The organism is Mycobacterium sp. NGS16 (assembly GCF_059813225.1).
Window position 1 is genome coordinate 1 of sequence record NZ_JCALEE010000020.1, and the last position, 2,121, is coordinate 2,121.

The window sequence follows — 2,121 nt, forward strand, 5'->3', positions numbered from 1 at the left end:
GATGCCGCGCATCCTGACGGCGGTAATGGTGGCAATGGTGCCGACCCGGGCCTTGGCGGCAAGGGCGGCTTGGGTGCGAGCTTGTTCGGGGGCAGTGGCAGCGATGGCGCCCGCGGTGGCGGCGGCAACGGCGGCAACGGCGGAGCCGGTTATGACGCGGCCGCCGATGCCAATGCGTTGGCCGGTGCCAACGGTGGCAACGGTGGTCTAGGTGGCAACGGTGGGGCCTACGGCAACGGCGGCAACGGCGGTGCCGGCGGCAACGGCGTAACCGGCGCCAACGGCGTGAACGGTGCGCCTGGGGCCGCGTTGAACACCGATGCCGGTGCTGGTGGTCGCGGTGGCGACGGCGGTGCCGGCGGCAACGGCGGAACCCAGGCGGGTAACGGCGGGGCTGGTGGCGCCGGCGGTAACGGAGCTGGCGGCGGGACCGGTGGTAACGGCTACATCGCCAGTTACGGTGAGAACATCGCGGAAGACCTTGCCCGAGGTGGCAACGGTGGTGCGGGCGGTGCGGCGGGCAACGGTGGTGCCGGCGGCGACGCCTTGTCCAGCGCTGGGCACGGCGGAGACGGCGGGAGCGCAGGCACCGCAGGTAACGGCGGCAATGGCGGTATCGGTGGAGTCAAGAACAACGGCCTGACCAATATCGACAACTACGGATCGGCCGGTAGAGGCGGCGACGGTGGCGCCGGGGGTAACGGCGGCGCTGCCGGAGCCGGCGCCGGTGGCAACGGGGTGCTCGGTGAGGCAAGTGACGGCGGCAACGGCGGCGACGGCGGTGCGGCGTCTCCCTACATCGACAGGATTGATAACCCGCTGACCGATGACGAACATGTCCCCACGCCGGACGGGGTTCCGCATGGCGGCGGCCGCGGCGGTGACGGCGGTACCGGCGGCAGCGGCCTGCATGCCGGCAATGGTGGCGCCGGCGGTAACGGCGGGGCGGGCTTCAGCGGCGACGAGAGCTCGGCCGGCGCGGGCGGGGCCGGCGGTAACGGCGGCGCCGGTGGCGACGCTGTCTCGGTGGCCGACGGCGGCGATGGTATCGGCGGTAATGGCGGAGCTGGCGGCCACGGTGGTGCTGGCGGACAGGGCAACCTCGATGCCGGCGCAAACTTCGGGAAGGGAATCGTCTCTGGCGGCGCTGGCGGTAACGGTGGTACCGGGGGCGCCGGGGGCGCCGGAGCAGGAGCTGGCGGGCGCGACGGCAATGGCGGGGCCGGCGGTAACGGTGGTGCCGGTGGCGCCGGTATCGATGGCGGAACCACCTACAGCGACGGTTCGCTGAATTACCACGGCGGCGATGCCGGCAACGGCGGCAACGGCGGCGCCGGCGGCGATGGCTACAACTCCGGCAACGGGGGCAATGCCGGCGTAGGTGGTGCAGGGGGTAGCGGCGCCGACGGTTCCAACGCAGCCGGTGGCATCGCAGATGGTGGCCACGGCGGCAAGGGCGGTAACGGCGGCGACGCCGGCGTCGCCGGCACCGCGAACGGGGGCAGCACCGGCAGCGACGGTGCCGTGGCCGACGGCGGAGCAGGCGGTAACGGCGGCAACGGTGCCGGCAATGTCACCGGTGTGACCGGCGGCGGTGCCGGCGGTAACGGTGGCGCCGGCGGTATCGGTGGCGGCGGCACCCACACCGCCGGCAACGGAGGCGCTGGTGGCGTCGGCGGTGAGGGCGGCTCCGGACGGATTGGTGCTGACCCGAGCACCGGTTTGAGCGTCACCGGTACCGGCGGCGGTTACGGCGGCATCGGCGGGGCCGGTGGCGCCGGCGGTACCGCTACGGCCGACGACGGCATCGGCGGCAACGGTGGTGCCGGCGGCGCGGGCGGCAACGGTGGCGTCGCCGGTGCGGCGCAGCACACCGACGCCGGCCATGCCTACTCGCAGCATGCTCAGTTCGGGGGTGCCGGTGGCGCCGGTGGCGCCGGTGGTGCCGGGGGTGCTGGTGGGGTGAACGGCCACGTCGGCAATGGTGCTGACGGTGGCGCTGGCGGCAACGGTGGTGACGCCTTCACCGCGACGCCGACCGACTACAACGGCGGACTGGTCGACGTCGCCGGCGGTGCCGGCAACGGCGGCAACGGTGGCGCCGGTGGGGCCGGCTTCACC

Annotated in this window: 1 pseudogene; it reads left to right on the forward strand. The window is 73.7% G+C overall.

The window, feature by feature from the left end:
- A pseudogene (locus tag AC5Y4Q_RS21605) lies at nucleotides 1-2,121 on the forward strand (PE family protein); the annotation flags it as partial.